Genomic DNA, 15,964 nt, shown 5'->3' on the forward strand with positions numbered 1-15,964 from the left:
CTGCGTCAGTTCACTTGTTCAGTGAGCCGCGATCGGCGAGGTCGCGGTTACCGATCGGTTCGGGCGTTCGAAGCAGTCAATGGTGTCTCACCACGCGCTAATATGTTACCATAGAGCTGCGTGATCGTGTGACCGATGATCCTTGCGGAGAATCGCTCCGACACACGGCGTCTCGCCGCAGCACCGAACCTTGCCCGCAGCTCAGGCGATTCGGCGAGCCGCAGAATTGCGCTTGCCAGTGCTATCGGGTTCTCGAGAGGAACCAAGAGGCCGGTTTGATCGGCAAGCACAATCTCGCGGCAGCCGGGGGTGTCCGTGGCGATCAAGGGCCTGCCACAGGCGGCTGCTTCCATCAGCGCGCCCGGAAGTCCCTCACGATATGACGGCAACGCCGCGATATGCGAAGCGCGCCACAGCGAGGCGATGTTGTCGACGTGCCCGAGCCAGGTGATGCCTGGCCGCGCAGTCCAGGCTTCGATTTCTTCGTGCGACACGGACGAGGGATTCGCCGGGTCGGGATTTCCAGCGATGATGAGATTGATATCGTGTCCTTGATCGCGCAGCAGGCCATGGGCGCGAACTAGCGTGCGGATGCCCTTGTCGACTAGCAATCGCCCTGCGAATCCGACCGTGATCGGGCCTGCCGGCTCAGGTAACGGCTGCAATGATTGATCATCAACGCCAGATCCCGGGATCAACGTCATACGGTCGGCCTTGGCACCGAGCCCCATCAGTGCCTCGCGGTCATCCGGATTTTGCACGATCGTGTAGCTGCGATTTCGGTTGAGCAGCCAGGGAAGCAGTCGCGTCAGGACCCGCTTCAGCAGACGTGACTGCAAGCTCGATGACGTGAAGATGTAGCCGAGCCCGGTGATCGCATTGACGACAGGGAATCTCTGGTCGAGCGCAGCCAGTGAGCCAAAGACGCAGCATTGCACGCCGGAATGGTGCACGATGCTTGGCTTGATCGCGCGCTCCACCTCCCGGATGGCTTTCAGCGCTGCAGCAGCCGTGAGCATCGCCCGTTGACCGCGTTGGAAGGGAATCCGGTGAAGTACAAAGTTCTCCGCCTTGATGGAGGCGGCGCCGCTGCCCACATTGGTCGCCACATGAACCTCAAGGCCGGCGTCACGCGCTGCCCGCGCCATTGGCAGGCGATTGAGCAGGAACGCCCAGTCCTCATTAGCGATGTAGAGGATGCGACCCTTCAGCTTGGTTTCTTGGGGATTCATTGATCAGTCGAGGCAGGATTGTCGGAAAACCCGGATGTCATTGGTAGTCGGGCGCGTGAGAAATCTGTGTCGTCTCGAAGGCCGCGGCAGGTCCGCAACTCCGGAGTGGTGGGCCGATCAGCATTGTCGCCATCGTCACGAAGGGCCGCAGTCATACCACGGGACAATGCACGGCCACCAGCAGTGCGGCGGCCTGCCGCATGGTTCGCGTGCGACATCATCGGATTTGGTGGGGACGAATCTCGGGCGGGCGCGCTGGTTGTGCCGTCTGGGTCTATAAGAGCGCCTGCTGCTGCCGCGCGGATGATAGTAGTAGCCTCGACGCAGTTGCTCTTGATTTGCGCCAGCTCCACCAACACGGCGCTTATCGAATGTGGTGACCACTCATTCCGAGGCGGAAAGCGGGAGCCGGATTGCGAGAGCGCGTCGTCGTTCACCGACATTGCCGTCAGCCCGCTTTGGATTGTTCATTGCACGCAGCTACCGCGGGTGGCGGTGCGGCCATGTGTCGGCGCTCGAACGCGGCCGGCTGTAGCGCAGAGCGAATGCGATCGGTACGCCGAACACTATGAGCATTTGCATTCAGACTGAGAAAGGCGCTCGTCTCCGGGCACATCAATTGGCGCGCTATAAAATTATGCAGCAAATTCAATGGATTGAATTGTTCACGTCGTGAACGTTCGACTTGACGTTCACAACGTGAACGCGCTATCTGTCGCCGACAGGGGGTGTTTCAATGGACCGCGCGTTGCCGGATTCGAGCGGCGAGGACGAACGGATCGTCCTTAATCTGCTGAATTCCGTCGATGACGGCGCGCAATCGCAGCGCCGCATCGCGGAGGAGCTCGGTATCGCGCTTGGCCTCGTTAACGCCTATCTCAAGCGATGTATCAAGAAGGGCCTTGTCAAGGTCAGCCAGGCGCCGGCGCGCCGCTACGCCTATTACCTGACGCCAAAGGGCTTCGCTGAAAAGTCGCGCCTGACGATGGAGTATCTGTCGTCTTCCTTCTCATTCTTTCGTCAGGCCAAGGCCGATTGCGCGCAGGTCCTGCAATTGGCGAAGGCGCAGCAATTCCAGAATCTCGTGCTCTGCGGAAGGTCGGATCTGGCGGAAATCGCTTTGCTGTCGGCCGTTGATTGCGGTGTCACGAATCGTTGCAATTGTCCATCAGAATGCGGGCGGCACTCGCTTTGTCGGGATACCGGTCGTTTCTGGCTACGATCGCGTTGCCGTTCCATTCGACGCTGTGATGATCACCGATGTGGCCGATCCCAATCAGGCCTTCGAAGAAGCGGTGCGCCTTTACGGACCGGGCCGTGTGCTTGCTCCAAGCCTGCTGGGCCTGAACCTCTCCGAGCGTCAGGATGCGCCGCAATGAACATTATTGATGCTTGGTACATCGTGCGGGCGCATGTGATGCCTGTTGCTGCAATACCGGCCTTTCCGCGGACGTCGCTCAGTCCCCGTCATCGGAACATCGTGTCCTGTCCGTCGATCCCGTACCGAATGTGCAAAATGCCCAGTCGCCGTGTCGCCTTTCTCAGTAATTTATTTGTGTCTACCGCCAAGGGGAGAGGGGCGCATTAATGTGCGGCATTGCGGGTTTCTTGCGACTTCGGCAAGGCAGCCGGGGTCCTCTATCGCAGCGTGTCCTCAACGAAATGACGGACAGCCTCGCATATCGTGGGCCGGATTCGCGAGGCACATGGCTCGACACTGAGCGAGGTGTGGGCTTCGGTCATCGACGTCTGGCGATACGTGACCTAACCCCAACGGGCGCGCAACCGATGACGTCGGGATGCGGGCGGTTCGTCATCATCTACAATGGTGAGGTTTACTCCCATAATGAGATCGCTGCCGATCTTGAGCGGACAAATCGTCGGCTCAAAGGCCACTCGGATACCGAGGTCATCCTCGAGGCTTGCGCAGAATGGGGCATCGAGAATGTCGTGCCGCGCCTGATAGGCATGTTCGCCATCGCGCTATATGACAAGCAGACGGGCGACCTGGTTCTTGCGCGCGATCGCCTTGGCATCAAGCCGCTCTACTGGAGCGTGATCGGCGGCGTGCTGACCTTCGGCTCGGAATTGAAGGCGCTGCGCGCTGTTCCGGGCTGGGCGCCAGTCGTGGATCGCAACGCGATGGCCTCGTTCATGCGCCACAACTATATACCGGCGCCTTTCACGATCTATAAGGACACCTTCAAGCTCGAACCAGGCACCATGCTCAAGACCGGGCCTGGCGGCGAAGTCTCGATTGAGCGCTTCTGGAATCTCCGGGGCCTCGTCGAGAAGTCGGTGCGCGGCAAATCAAAGATCGACGAGAATGAAGCGGTCAATCGCCTGGATGCTCTGCTCTCCGATGCGGTGAGGCGCCGGTTGGTTGCGGACGTGCCGATCGGTTCGCTGTTATCGGGAGGAATAGACTCCTCGCTTGTGACCGCCCTCATGGCAGAAACCGCGGATCGAAAGATCAATACATTCTCGATCGGTTTTGCGGAGAAGGGGTTTGATGAGGCGCCCTTTGCGCGCGAGGTAGCGCGTCATATCGGGACCGACCACACTGAATTGTACGCCGATGCCTCGCATGCCTTGGACATGGTCGAGCATCTCCCGCAATGGTACGACGAACCGTTCGCGGATTCCTCTCAGCTGCCGACCGCGCTGGTGTGCGAGCTGACCCGCCAGCATGTTAAGGTCGTGCTTTCGGGAGATGGTGGCGACGAATTGTTTGCGGGCTACGCCCGCTACGCCTTCGCGCTCGACATGCGAAAGGTCACCGGCCCCGCCCCGGGGGCTTTGCGCGGTGTGCTGGCTCGCGGTCTCCGTGCGGTCCCGTCGCGTGTCCTGGACCAGATTGGCCAGGTGCTGCCAGGCCGCTGGCGGATCAATGGTCTTGGTTCGAAGGTCGAACGGTACGCCCCGGCCATTCTCGAGGATGATCCCGACGCACTCTATCGCGGGATGCTGAGCCATTGGCACAGTCCGGACGATCTGGTGATCGGAGCCTCCGAGACCAAGGGAGTGCTTTGGGACAAGCGTCTCCCGATCGACGTGCCGAATTTTCTCGACCGGATGATGCTCATCGACACGCTGACCTATCTACCTGACGATATCCTGACGAAGGTCGATCGCGCGAGCATGATCGTTGGGCTCGAGGCGCGGGTTCCGCTGCTGGATCACCGGGTTGTGGAATTTTCCTGGACCCTGCCCAGGCATTTGAAGTACCGGGATGGCGTTGCCAAATGGGCGTTGCGCGAGGTGCTCTATCGCCGTGTCCCGCGTGCGCTGCTTGATCGTCCGAAGATGGGGTTTGGCGTGCCGCTGGCGGAGTGGCTGAGAGGGCCGCTCAGGGACTGGGCGGAAGAATTGTTGTCTGAGAAACGATTGAAGGATCAGGAATTGTTCACTCCCGCACCGATCCGAGAGCGATGGCAGGCGCATCTGGCTGGCGCGAATTGGGCTTATCCGCTGTGGAATGTCTTGATGGCGCAGGCGTGGCTGTCAGCTAATCCGGAGGTGTCCCTGTGATAGCGGCGCCGTCACTTCTTGGCTCGGTATATGGGCACCGCGAGCTCGTGGCCGAGCTCGTGAAGCGTGAATTGCGTGATCGTCACACCGGGCAGCTTCTGGGCGCGCTGTGGGCTTACGGCCATCCGCTGCTGCTCATGCTGATGTACTCGCTCCTGTTCGCTTATGTATTCCCGACGCGCGTAGGCAGCAGCGGCGGGCATCCGGACTTTGCCGTCAACGTCTTGATCGGGATCGTCTCCTGGCTGGCGTTTCAGGATTTGCTGGCGCGCTCCACCACGATATTGACCGCTCACGCGAGCCTCGTGAAGCAGATCATTTTTCCGGTTGTGGTTCTGCCGGTCAAAACTGCGATCGCTTCCGCGCTTCCATACTCGATCGCGCTCTTGTTCACGATCGGCTACGCTGCGATCAGCGGGACGCTGACCTTCATGATTCTGACAATCCCGTTCCTGATTGCGATCCAGCTGGTTGCGATGACCGGCGTCGCTCTCATGCTCTCGGCCCTCGGAATCTTCTTTCGCGACTTGCGAGACATCGTGACGATCTTCTGCGCGGTCAACCTGTTCGCGCAGCCCATCCTGTTCAATCCCTATGCAACGCTGAGTTGGATGAGTTGGGTTTTTCACCTGAATCCGTTCAGTTACCAGGTTTGGTGCTGGCAGGACGCGCTCTATTTCGGAGGCTTTCAACATCCGGCGGCCTGGATTGTTTTTCCCTTGGGTGCGTTTTCCTGCTTGGCAATTGGCTACGCGGTGTTCTCCCGCTTGAAACACGGCTTCGGTGACGCGCTATGACCGGAACCGAAATTGCCATCCATGCCCGCGGGTTGCGCAAGGCGTACCGCGTCTATGCGCACGCAATCGACCCGCTCGTCGAAGTTATTCGCCGCGTTCCACGCCACACCGAGCGCGTGGCTCTTCAGGCCGTCGATCTCGATCTCAAGCGTGGTGAGATCGTCGGAATTCTCGGGCGCAATGGGGCCGGAAAATCGACGCTGCTCAAGATCATCGCCGGAACACTCGAGCGCTCGTCGGGTGATCTGGAAGTCAATGGCCGGATCACCGCCATCCTCGAGCTCGGAACTGGCTTTCACCCGGACTACACCGGACGCGAGAATATCTTCATGGGCGGCCTGTGCCTCGGCATGCCGAAGGCGGAGATCGAGCGCAAGCTGGATTCGATCATCGATTTCAGCGAATTACGGGACGTTATCGACCAGCCGTTCAAGACCTATTCCACCGGGATGCAGGCGCGCCTCACGTTCGCCACGGCGATCAGCGTCGAGCCTGATATCCTGATCGTTGACGAAGCCTTATCGGTTGGCGATGCGCGCTTTCAGATGAAATGCTTCGGCTGGATCCAGCGGCTGAAGCAGAAGAACGCGACGATATTGCTCGTGTCCCACGACACCAACACGATCACGACTTTCTGCGATCGCGCGCTGATTCTGGAAGGCGGGCGCGTCTTCGCGGAAGGTCAGGCCGGGCCGATATCGGTGATCTATCACAATCTGCTGTTTGGCAAGCCGGAGGCCCCGACGGCGATCGAGCCCGAAGCTGCGCCGCCGCCTGAGCTGGAGAATTCCATCAGTCAGGTTGCTGTCGAGAGTGCGGGCGCTTTCCGATCCGCCAACGGAGGATGTCGCGCCGAAGGTTCGATATGGGACGGGTGAAGGGCGCTTGCTCGATTGGGACATATTCGATGAGCACGGGCGACGTGCGACGCTCCTCAACAGTGGAGGTAGCTATCGCTTATCGATGCGGTTACGCTGCGACGCGGACATTGCGGCATTGTCCTGTGGTTTTGCAATCAAGGACCGTAGGGGAACTGTTGTATGGGGGGCGACGAACCTGACCAGCCACGGCGTGCCGTGGCAGGCCCGCGCCGGCGACGTTCTGACAATCGCGTGCGATTGCAAGATGTGGTTGGCCGCGGGCGACTTTTTTTTGACGCTCGGCGCCGCACACCTCCATGATGGAGCAAAGATCGATTTTGTCGAGGATGCCATCCAATTCCGGGTCATTGGTACGCAGGGGGCCTTCACGACGGCCCTGGTCAATCTGGAGAGTGAGATTGTGATCTCGTCTGAACGCGAGGATGTCGCTCGGGCACGCGGAGCTGTCGGAGGATGTTGAAGCGAATAATGGCGCCGTTGCTGGGAACGCGCGCGCGGACCGAGAGCGAGGCCCCGGCGCAATCCGCTCCGGCGCCGGTGCAACCGGCTCCGGCCCCGGTCTACAGCTCCGATGCTGCTCGGCTCGCGGCGGAGATCGAGGGCCTTGCGCCGGACAAGGCTGTTCAACTTCTTACGATCTTGAAGCGTGGTCTGGAGCCCCAATCCTCGGAGTTCGAGCGCTATCTCTCCGCCGAGGCGCTGACGACAGCCATCTATCCGACGTTCAAATTCTCCGAGTTTGCCCGGATATTCCTCGAGGATGAGGCATTCCTTGCCTATTACATGCGGTTCATGGACGTAGGTAACTGGCATTCGCTTGATCGCAAATATGCGATGAATGAGTTGCTGAAGCTCGTGCTCCATCTCGATGGCGATGCCGCCGAATGCGGCACGTACAAGGGCGCGACGGCCTACCTGCTGTGCCAGGCCTTCAGGAAAATGCCGATCTCCATTCATCTCTTCGACAGTTTCGAGGGATTGTCTGAGCCGACTTCCGTCGACGGCACCTACTGGCGGAAGGGCTCTCTGACCGCGGCCGAAGATGAGTTGAAGCAGAGCCTGCGAGAGTTCGACAACTATCGGATCTACAAGGGCTGGATCCCCACGCGATTTGCCGAGGCGGCCGACTGCCGGTTTCGCTTTGTGCACATCGATGTCGATCTCTACCAGCCTACGCTCGACTCGCTGCAGTTCTTCTATCCTCGCATGGTTGCGGGCGGCATTATCCTGCTCGACGACCACGGGTTCAAATCATGCCCGGGTGCGAAACAGGCAGCTGACGAATTCTTCGAATCGAAGGCCGAGAACCTCGCGCTCTTGCCAACCGGACAGGCCTTCGCGATTAGGCAGTAGGATGGAGCTTAGCTACTTCGTATGATGAGGCTCTGAGATGGCTGCGGAACGCTTGAAGTGGACTCCTGAACTGGTCAATCGGTTCTGGGACAATGTGGGGCAGACCCGGCTAACCGAACTCAGTTTCGCGAAGCTTGGGGGCCGTAGCGTCATTACAGCTATCGATCACATCCTTCCGAAGCACGGGCGCATTCTCGATTTCGGTGCCGGCGACGGTCACCTTCTTCGCTTCATGGCCCAGCGGGGCCTTACCGTGGCGGGATACGAGCCGTCGAAAGGGCGGGCGGCAAATCTGCAGCGTGCGCTGGAGAATTTCGACGGATTTCTGGGCGTCGTGGGAGATGACTCGACGGAGACTTTTGATGTCGTGATCATGTCCGAGGTCATCGAGCACGTCCTGGACGAAGTCCTGGATGCCACGCTCGACCGTCTGGCGCGTTTTGTGCGCCCCGGCGGGATGTTGGTCATCACAACCCCTAACAACGAAGACCTTGATCTGGACATGGCGTACTGCCCGGTCAGCAATTTGCTATTCCACCGTTGGCAGCACGTACGCTCACTCGATCAAACGTCGCTGAAGACGCTTCTCTCGCGATTTGGTTTTGATGAAGTGGTAACGCACCAGGTCGGATTCGACGACAACATCTTTGTCCCGCACGATGCCTTCTGGAGCGGAAAGCCTATCGTTGATCCGCTGCCGGATTGGCTTCAGAAGATACGCCTGAACAAGCCAAGTCAGGCTGGGGCAGGGAACCGACTTCTGTACATCGGGCAGAAGGGGCGCGCGACGGATTATGAGAAGCAATTGACGACGTTTCAGACTCTTGCTGCTCAGGCGATGTCGAAAGTGCCGGCGGCAAAGTCATTGTCGGATCTCAGTGGAATATTGATGATCATTGGTTCGTTGGGCCCGGGGGGCGCTGAACGGCAGATGGTCGCCTTGGTCGAACAGCTCGTATCGCGCGGGGTGGATTCAGTTGCGGTGGCGCTGGTCCATCCGCCGGCGACGGAGCGCGAGAATTTTTTTCGAGCCCGGCTGCAGAAGGCGGGCGTCAGGATCATCGATGGCTTCTCGGCCGCAAAGTCTCCGACTGGATCCGACAAGATAGCGAATCCTGATCCGTTCGAAGTGTTGCCACCCGAGCTCGCTGACGTAAGGGCCTACTACGACCTTCTCGCGGACGTGAATCCTGAGACAGTGTATCTCTGGATGGACGAAGTCTGCATCAAGGGGGGCATTGCGGCGACCGTACTGCAGATTCCCCGAACATTGCTCTGCTTCCGGAATATGCCATCCTACCATTTCCCTTACTATCACGGATACCATCGTGATTGTTATCGGTTCCTGGCAAAGCAACCGAGCCTGCAGATGCTCAATAACAGCCAAGCCGGTGCGCGAGCGTATGCCGAGTGGCTGGAGCTTCCGGAGGGAGCGATTAAGGTCGTGCACAACGGAATTGACCTCGACAATGATGCCAGAACAGCGGTCTTGAGAAGACAGTACCGTGCCACGCTGGGGATCGATGAGAAGACGCTGATCGTTGGTGGCGTTTTCAGAATGATGACGGAGAAGCGTCCATTCCTTTGGCTCGATGTCGCTGCGATGATACGCGAGAAGATGCCGAATGTGCGCTTCCTGCTGGTGGGCAATGGCGCGCGGTTCGATGATGTTCGCGCTCGCGCCGAACAGCTTGGGCTGACCGGCGCATTGATATTCACCAATCTGGAACTGCGTCCAGCCGCCGCAATCGCAGCGATGGATCTGTTCTTTCTGGCGTCCCGTATCGAGGGTTTTCCAAACGTTATTCTCGAAGCCCAGGCGCTTGGGGTTCCCGTAGCTACGACGTCTGCCGGAGGTGCTCCCGAGGCTGTGCTGGATAGCAAGACGGGGCAGATATTTAAGCCCGATGCAACGGCGCGGGTTATGGCTGATACGATCGTTGACTTGCTCGGCAATTTGCGCTGGAGAGAAAAAGCTGCGCAATTGGCGCCGGAGCACGTCAAGACGTCCTTCAGCGTAAAGCTCATGGCCGACGGGATGCTCGCCGCTCGTGCTGGAATTGCCGTCCGTTCAGCAGTTGATGGCGAGATTGTTGAGGCCGCGAGTTCGCCGCCCGATCCTGTTGCAGAGAAGGCAGATCAACCGCAACGATCTTGGGCGCTGCAGTGGTTTACGGCCAAACTCTCGTCCTGGATCTATCGATCGTGAGCGAGCAAATGGGTCGACGGTGGCGAACCCATCGTGCCTGTCCGGCAGGATCGGGCGAGTCATGATCGCGGGATGTGAACGAAGGCCTGCCAGGCCGTTTGTCTAGGGGGCAAAGAACGTGGGCAAGGAGGAACAAACGAAGGGCAATACTGCGTGGCGGCCGCCGGAGCGGACCGTTTCCATGTTTGCAGCAGGTCCAAAATTCGTAGCAAGGACATTCGTAAAGGCGATCCGTCGCAATCTGCCACACCGCACGATTGCATTTATCAAGCGGCACCGGCTGCGCCGGCCTCCATCCGTCACGTTCAAGGATATATATTTATTCGCTTGGTCGAATATGGCCCGCTGTCGGCCTCTGTTGGCGCGTAATCCGGCGGAAACTCAGCATCGCAGAGCGTGTTGAGCGTCTAATTCTCAAGCTCGTTCTGGCGATGCCTGATGGACGTCATCATCGTGCGCTGAGGCAGTTCAGTGCCCGGTTGAAACGGCACGGGATCTCGGGCGCAAGGAACTCGTTTGCACGGCAGCGCGGCGTGACGATGATGATTGGAACACTTGGTCCAGGTGGTGCAGAGCGCCAGCTGGTGGTCACGGCGCAAGGGCTTCGTGATGGCAGGAAGCCGAACATCCGCGTTGCGTGCGTCAACCTATCCACGCCGGTCAGCCGGTTCTTCCTGCCGGAGCTGGAGTCCAGGGATATTGCAGCCAGTGTCATCGGCGCTGAAGTTGACAGTAAGCTCGATCCGGCGTTGGGAGCTGTCGTTGATACCCTGCCACTGGAACTGCGGGACGACGTGGCTCTCTATGCCAAGACATTGGCGGCGCAACAGCCCGAGATTGCTCATCTGTGGCTCGACGAAGTCAACATCAAGGGGGGCATCGCAGCGGTGCTGACGGGCGTTCCAAAGATCATCATCTCGCAACGCAGTCTGCCGCCGATCAATTTCGTTTTTCATCAGCCCTACATGCGTGAAGGCTACCGGTGGCTCGCGCGTCAGCCGGGGGTGAAGATGATCAACAACAGCGCGGCCGGTGCGAGGGCTTACGAAGCGTGGCTCGGATTGGCCAGGAACTCGATCGGCGTTGTTCGCAATGGCTATGCCTTTGATGAGGCCGAACTGGCGGGGTACAAGGCGGATTGTGCCGAACTCCGACAGCGCGTCGGGATTGAACCCGGAGCGTTGGTTGTAGGCACCGTGATGCGCTTCACCGAGGAAAAATGTCCCATGCTGTGGCTGGAGATAGCCGCGCTCGTCCGCCGAGATCTGCCCGAGGCGCGTTTTCTGATCGTTGGCGATGGACCTCTGCGTGCAACCTTGGAGGCTCGCGCGGCCGCGGAAGATTTGGCGGGGGCGGTCTTTTTCGCCGGGCATCTGAAGGAGTCAATGGCCGCTATCGCCAGCATGGACTTGATGCTTCTGACGTCCCGTGCGGAGGGGCTTCCGAACGTTCTGGTCGAAGCGCAGTTCCTGGGGGTACCCGCAGTGACGACGCCAGCGGGCGGCGCGCCGGAGGCCGTCAATCACGGCAAGTCAGGTTGGGTTCTCCAGGGCTGGGACGCGGCATCGAGTGCTTGCCAAATCGTGCGTCTTTTGCGAGACGGCCACTGGCGAGAGGCCGCGGCCAAAGATGGTCCTGAGTTCGCGTTTAAGCGCTTCGGGGTTCAGCGTGCGATCGATGAAACGCTCGCGGTGTATGGTTAAACGGATTCCAGAGGACAATTTCATGGACCAGATAGAAGAAAAGCGCTTCGAGTTCGGAAAGAACTGGCACGACTTCATTCAGAAGAATTTTGACACCGAGAAGGTTCAGACTTCGAAGCGTCACATCCTTCAGTTTATGGGACGTTCCAGTCTCGATGGGCTGTCCATTCTCGACATTGGCTGTGGCAGCGGTTTGCATTCGGTCGCCATGCTGGATGCGGGCGCCGCCCGGGTGGACGGCTTCGACTATGATGCGGATTCAGTCCGGGCGAGCAAATTTGTCCAGTCGCAAGTGGGCAATCCCACCAATTGGACCGCGGAGCAGGGGTCGGTTCTCGACGATGCTTACGTCGCCAAATTGCCGCTCTACGATCTGGTCTATTCGTGGGGTGTGCTGCATCACACCGGTGAGGTCTGGCATGCGATCCAGAATGCAGCCAGCCGCGTGAAGCCGGGTGGGCTGTTCTACATCGCACTCTACTCGGCTGACGTACAAAAGGATCCGACGCCGGAATTCTGGCTTGATGTGAAGCGCCGCTATGTGGCTTCCGGTTGGCTGCAACGCAGGCTGATGGACGGTTGGTACGTCTGGCGTTTCGAGATGTACAAGGATCCGCGCAACTTGCCGGCGTTCATACGGCGGGTGCGGGAATACAAGAAAATGCGCGGCATGAACAAGTTTACCGACATCCGCGATTGGCTTGGCGGCTGGCCCATGGAGTTCGTCTACGACAAGGACGCCACCGATTTCGTGGAGAAGCTAGGCTTCAAGCTCGAGAAGATCGCTACCGGCGAAGCCAATACCGAGTTCCTGTTCGTTCGGAATTGATAGCGGGGCGGTGCTACGTCCCAGCGGCCATGGGATCGCGACGACACGCGCGGTCGCGGCGAGGATGTCATCGATTTCTAGGCAATGAGCCCACGCCCGATCATATACGTGATAGGCTCCCTCGATGTCGGGGGAGCCGAACGCCATTTGACGCAAATCATCCCGAGGCTGGATCGCGCCCGATGGAAGCCGGTAGTTTGTTGCCTGACTGAAAGAGGCAAGCTCGCGGACGGTCTGGAGGCGGCCGGCTTCGAGGTGATAGCCTGTCCGGCCGTGCGACGTTCCGGCGGCGTATCACGGATACGAAGCCTCGCGCGTCTCGCTGAGACGGTGTTCTGGCTTTCCCGGGTCATGCGCCGATTTCGGCCAGCGATCGCTCATTTCTTTTTGCCTGGGGCCTACATCCTGGGAGCGCCGGCGTCGATCCTGGCCCGCGTTCCCGTTCGGATCATGAGTCGGCGAAGCCTCAACTACTATCAGCGCAACATGCGCTTTAGCCCCGCGATCGAGGCTAGGCTGCATCGCTACATGACGGCCATTCTCGGAAATTCGAACAGCGTGGTGCGCCAACTGCACGATGACGAAAATGTCCGGGCAGATCGGCTGGGCCTGATCTACAACGGGATCGATTTCGCCAACTATCAGAAGTCTTCGACGGTCCGGCAGAGCATGCGTACGTCCCTCAAGATCGATCAGGACGCCCTTGTTTTCGTCATTGTGGCAAACCTCATCCCCTACAAAGGGCATCAGGACCTGCTCGTGGCCTTCTCGATGGCTTCCGCCCGCTTGCCCGCTGGCTGGAGACTATTGGTGGTGGGGCGAGACGACGGCATCGGCGGGAAGCTACGCGAACAAGCGGCGAATCTGAAAATCGCGGATAACGTGCTCTTTCTCGGTTCGAGAAGCGACGTGCCCGATCTTCTGTGTGGGGCGGACGTCAGTGTTCTGTCCTCGCACGAGGAGGGGTTCTCGAACGCTGTCCTCGAGAGCATGGCGGCCGGACTTCCGGTGATCGCGACGGACGTTGGGGGAAACCCCGAGGTGAATATCGACGGAGAAACCGGGTTTATTGTGCCGCCGCGTGATCCCAAGGCGATGAGCGAGGCGATCCTTCGCCTCTCGGCGGACGGGGCATTGCGCGCCAGGATGGGCACGAAGGCCGCAGACCGAGCCCAAGAGAGCTTCAGCCTGGATGCTTGTGTGTCGCGCTACGAGGATCTTTATCGCGGTTTGCTGGAGGGCAAGCGTCCGGGCGAGATCCCGAGCATCCGGCTTTCGAAATGATCTAGCCCCAGCGTTCACGCCAGGCTTCAAACATCAGGACATCCCACAGCGCGTACTGCCAATTTGCGCTTGCGCGACAGGTGCTCGGTCCAGTGCCGGCGAATAAGTGCGACGTCGAAGAAATCCGTCTCGCGCAACCGCTTCTCCGAAAGCAGATTTTCCGCCCATTGCCGCAACGGGCCGCGCAACCACTCGTCGAGTGGAACTGAGAAGCCCATCTTTGGACGCTCGATGAGATGTCTCGGAACGTGACGATACAGAACCTGACGTAACAACCATTTGCTGACGCCGCGCCGGATCTTGACGGAGTGCGGCAGCCGCCAAGCCATTTCGACAACGCGGTGATCGAGAAGCGGCACTCTTGCTTCAAGCGCGACCGCCATGCTCGCACGATCGACCTTCGTCAAGATATCGTCGGGAAGATACGTCACCGAGTCGAGGAATTGCATTCGATCGAGCAAATTCGGAAAGTCGGCTCGTACCGAGCTATCCCACAAGACTCCACGAGCTTCCGCCACGCCAGGCGCGATACGAGCCGGGTCCCAATGGCTGATCAGCTTCCTGTACAGTTCCTCGGCATCGTTCAACCCGAGCACGTTCGCGAATTTATGGATCTTGTCGCCGGGCAGCCGTGGATAGCTATGCTCTGGAAGGTAGTCGAAAATGTTGTTCCATCGCTCCGAGCTGACCGAAGTCAGGCCCGCCGCAAATGCCTTTCGCAGGGAGGTCGGCACCAACGAAAGCATCCTCCAGGAACGCCGGGTCAGCTGATAGCGGTTATAGCCTGAGAACAGTTCGTCACCGCCATCGCCGGAAAGAGCGACGGTGACGTGCTTGCGTGTCATCGCCGAAACCAGGTAGGTCGGAATCTGCGACGAGTCGGCGAACGGCTCGTCGAAGATTTCGGAAAGCTTCGGCACGACTTCGAGCGCTTCCTGCGAAGTCACGATGAGTTCGGTGTGGTCGGTCTCGAGATGCCTGGCGATCGCGGCGGCGTGGGGGGCCTCGTTGAAGGCCTTTTGCTCAAAGCCGATCGAAAACGTTTTGACCGGTCCGACATTCGCGGCCTTCATCAACGCGACGACGGTCGATGAATCAACGCCGCCTGAGAGGAAGGCCCCGAGCGGCACGTCCGCCACCGTTCGCTTGCGGACGGCATCGACAAGAAGCGTCTCGAGCTGTTCGATCAGCGAGGCGTCGTCTCCGGTGAGCGGATTGCTCAGCCCGTCGAGAGCCACCTGGCGAGCATCCCAGAATTTCTCGGTTTGCGGTTCGCGACCGAACTCCAGTGTCAGAATGGTTCCCGGCTCGAGTTTGTGGACATCCCGATAGATCGTGTGCGGAGCGGGGATGTAGTTATGGCGCATGAACGAGGCGACCGCGGCCGGTTCGATCCGAGGCGTCCATCCCGGATGCTGGCGAAGCGCCTTGAGCTCCGAGCCGAACATGAACAGTCCGCCGAACTTGGCCCAATAGATCGGCTTGATACCGAGACGATCGCGAATGAGCTTCAGGATTCGCAGTTGCCTGTCCCAGATCGCGATCGCAAACATTCCGATCAGTCGCGGTCGGCCGTCGCGCGGATTCCGTATCGGGCAAACGATTCGAGCAGGATCTCGGTGTCCGAGTGTCCGCGAAAACGATGACCGGTCGCTTCGATCTCGGCCCGGATCGGAAGGTGGCTGTAGACTTCGCCATTGTAGACGATCACGAAGCGGCCGTCGGCCGAGTGCATCGGCTGGTGTCCGGCGGGCGAAAGATCCACGATCGACAGGCGGCGGTGAACGAGCGCAACACCAGCTTCGGCATCGACCCACACGCCATGATCGTCGGGGCCGCGATGTTCCAGGCTGACGTCCATGGCGTCAGCGATGGATTTTAGCTGGTCAATCGATGTCCGACGGTTGGGGTCCGCGAGAAATCCGGCGATTCCACACATCGTGCCCTACAGGAAGGCTTGCAAATAGGTCGGTGGGCAGCGACCGAGCCCGGGCAATTGCCGTTGCCGCGGCATGAGTTCAAATCGCATTTGGACCACGGGAATAGGCGGCAATCGAAGGTTGACGGCCCGGCTCAGGCCCGAACCAATAGCCAAGAAAGTGATCTCGAGTGGAGCCGATCGAACAAAGCTGGCGACACCAGGAC

General features: G+C 59.5%; 11 protein-coding genes and 1 pseudogene. 10 read left to right on the forward strand and 2 right to left on the reverse strand.

What is annotated here, in order from left to right; translation table 11 throughout:
• Nucleotides 1-47: 47 nt before the first annotated feature.
• Entirely contained in the window at nt 48-1,232 is a 1,185-nt protein-coding gene (locus ACVWW1_RS02905) for a glycosyltransferase family 4 protein (RefSeq protein WP_456654788.1), read from the reverse strand.
• Nucleotides 1,233-1,968: 736 nt separating this feature from the next.
• On the opposite strand from ACVWW1_RS02905, the gene ACVWW1_RS02910 reads away from it, so the two are divergent.
• The 10 genes from ACVWW1_RS02910 to ACVWW1_RS02955 all read left to right on the forward strand — a co-directional run bounded on the left by ACVWW1_RS02910 (nt 1,969) and on the right by ACVWW1_RS02955 (nt 13,819).
• Nucleotides 1,969-2,820, forward strand: a complete 852-nt coding sequence (locus tag ACVWW1_RS02910) for a winged helix-turn-helix transcriptional regulator (RefSeq protein ID WP_456654789.1) — start codon at nt 1,969-1,971, stop codon at nt 2,818-2,820.
• The gene (asnB, locus tag ACVWW1_RS02915; protein WP_456654790.1) at nt 2,820-4,763 is read left to right on the forward strand and encodes an asparagine synthase (glutamine-hydrolyzing); all 1,944 of its coding nucleotides are present in this window, start codon (nt 2,820-2,822) and stop codon (nt 4,761-4,763) included. The genes ACVWW1_RS02910 and asnB (ACVWW1_RS02915) overlap by 1 nt, the downstream gene beginning before the upstream one ends.
• A gap of 47 nt (nt 4,764-4,810) precedes the next feature.
• Nucleotides 4,811-5,560, forward strand: coding sequence for an ABC transporter permease (locus tag ACVWW1_RS02920; RefSeq protein ID WP_456654791.1), 750 nt, complete (start codon nt 4,811-4,813; stop codon nt 5,558-5,560).
• On the forward strand, nt 5,557-6,438 hold the full coding sequence (locus ACVWW1_RS02925; RefSeq protein ID WP_456654792.1) for an ABC transporter ATP-binding protein: 882 nt from the start codon (nt 5,557-5,559) through the stop codon (nt 6,436-6,438). The genes ACVWW1_RS02920 and ACVWW1_RS02925 overlap by 4 nt, the downstream gene beginning before the upstream one ends.
• A gap of 7 nt (nt 6,439-6,445) precedes the next feature.
• Nucleotides 6,446-6,901 (forward strand): Wzt carbohydrate-binding domain-containing protein, encoded by a 456-nt coding sequence (locus tag ACVWW1_RS02930; protein WP_456654793.1) that lies wholly within the window; start codon nt 6,446-6,448, stop codon nt 6,899-6,901.
• 8 nt (nt 6,902-6,909) lie between these two features.
• Complete coding sequence (locus ACVWW1_RS02935; RefSeq protein WP_456654794.1) at nt 6,910-7,794, forward strand: TylF/MycF/NovP-related O-methyltransferase; 885 nt, start codon at nt 6,910-6,912, stop codon at nt 7,792-7,794.
• 37 nt (nt 7,795-7,831) lie between these two features.
• Nucleotides 7,832-10,003, forward strand: a complete 2,172-nt coding sequence (locus ACVWW1_RS02940) for a methyltransferase domain-containing protein (RefSeq protein WP_456654795.1) — start codon at nt 7,832-7,834, stop codon at nt 10,001-10,003.
• A gap of 431 nt (nt 10,004-10,434) precedes the next feature.
• Complete coding sequence (locus ACVWW1_RS02945) at nt 10,435-11,706, forward strand: glycosyltransferase (protein ID WP_456654796.1); 1,272 nt, start codon at nt 10,435-10,437, stop codon at nt 11,704-11,706.
• Between the two features lie 22 nt (nt 11,707-11,728).
• Complete coding sequence (locus ACVWW1_RS02950; RefSeq protein ID WP_456654797.1) at nt 11,729-12,535, forward strand: class I SAM-dependent methyltransferase; 807 nt, start codon at nt 11,729-11,731, stop codon at nt 12,533-12,535.
• Between the two features lie 84 nt (nt 12,536-12,619).
• Nucleotides 12,620-13,819: a glycosyltransferase gene (locus ACVWW1_RS02955; RefSeq protein ID WP_456654798.1), complete on the forward strand. Its 1,200-nt coding sequence runs from the start codon at nt 12,620-12,622 to the stop codon at nt 13,817-13,819.
• Nucleotide 13,820: 1 nt separating this feature from the next.
• Here the strand turns inward: ACVWW1_RS02955 and asnB (ACVWW1_RS02960) are convergent.
• A pseudogene (asnB, locus tag ACVWW1_RS02960) lies at nt 13,821-15,758 on the reverse strand (asparagine synthase (glutamine-hydrolyzing)).
• Nucleotides 15,759-15,964: the final 206 nt, after the last annotated feature.

The organism is Bradyrhizobium sp. JR3.5 (assembly GCF_054057015.1).

What these genes read in the sequence shown, in the direction of transcription:
- ACVWW1_RS02955 (WP_456654798.1), top strand. Translation starts at nt 12,620, where the DNA reads ATGAGCCCACGCCCGATCATATACGTGATAGGCTCCCTCGATGTCGGG.
- asnB (WP_456654790.1), top strand. Translation starts at nt 2,820, where the DNA reads ATGTGCGGCATTGCGGGTTTCTTGCGACTTCGGCAAGGCAGCCGGGGT.
- ACVWW1_RS02905 (WP_456654788.1), bottom strand. Translation starts at nt 1,232, where the DNA reads ATGAATCCCCAAGAAACCAAGCTGAAGGGTCGCATCCTCTACATCGCT.
- ACVWW1_RS02925 (WP_456654792.1), top strand. Translation starts at nt 5,557, where the DNA reads ATGACCGGAACCGAAATTGCCATCCATGCCCGCGGGTTGCGCAAGGCG.
- ACVWW1_RS02940 (WP_456654795.1), top strand. Translation starts at nt 7,832, where the DNA reads ATGGCTGCGGAACGCTTGAAGTGGACTCCTGAACTGGTCAATCGGTTC.
- ACVWW1_RS02935 (WP_456654794.1), top strand. Translation starts at nt 6,910, where the DNA reads ATGGCGCCGTTGCTGGGAACGCGCGCGCGGACCGAGAGCGAGGCCCCG.
- ACVWW1_RS02950 (WP_456654797.1), top strand. Translation starts at nt 11,729, where the DNA reads ATGGACCAGATAGAAGAAAAGCGCTTCGAGTTCGGAAAGAACTGGCAC.
- ACVWW1_RS02945 (WP_456654796.1), top strand. Translation starts at nt 10,435, where the DNA reads ATGCCTGATGGACGTCATCATCGTGCGCTGAGGCAGTTCAGTGCCCGG.
- ACVWW1_RS02910 (WP_456654789.1), top strand. Translation starts at nt 1,969, where the DNA reads ATGGACCGCGCGTTGCCGGATTCGAGCGGCGAGGACGAACGGATCGTC.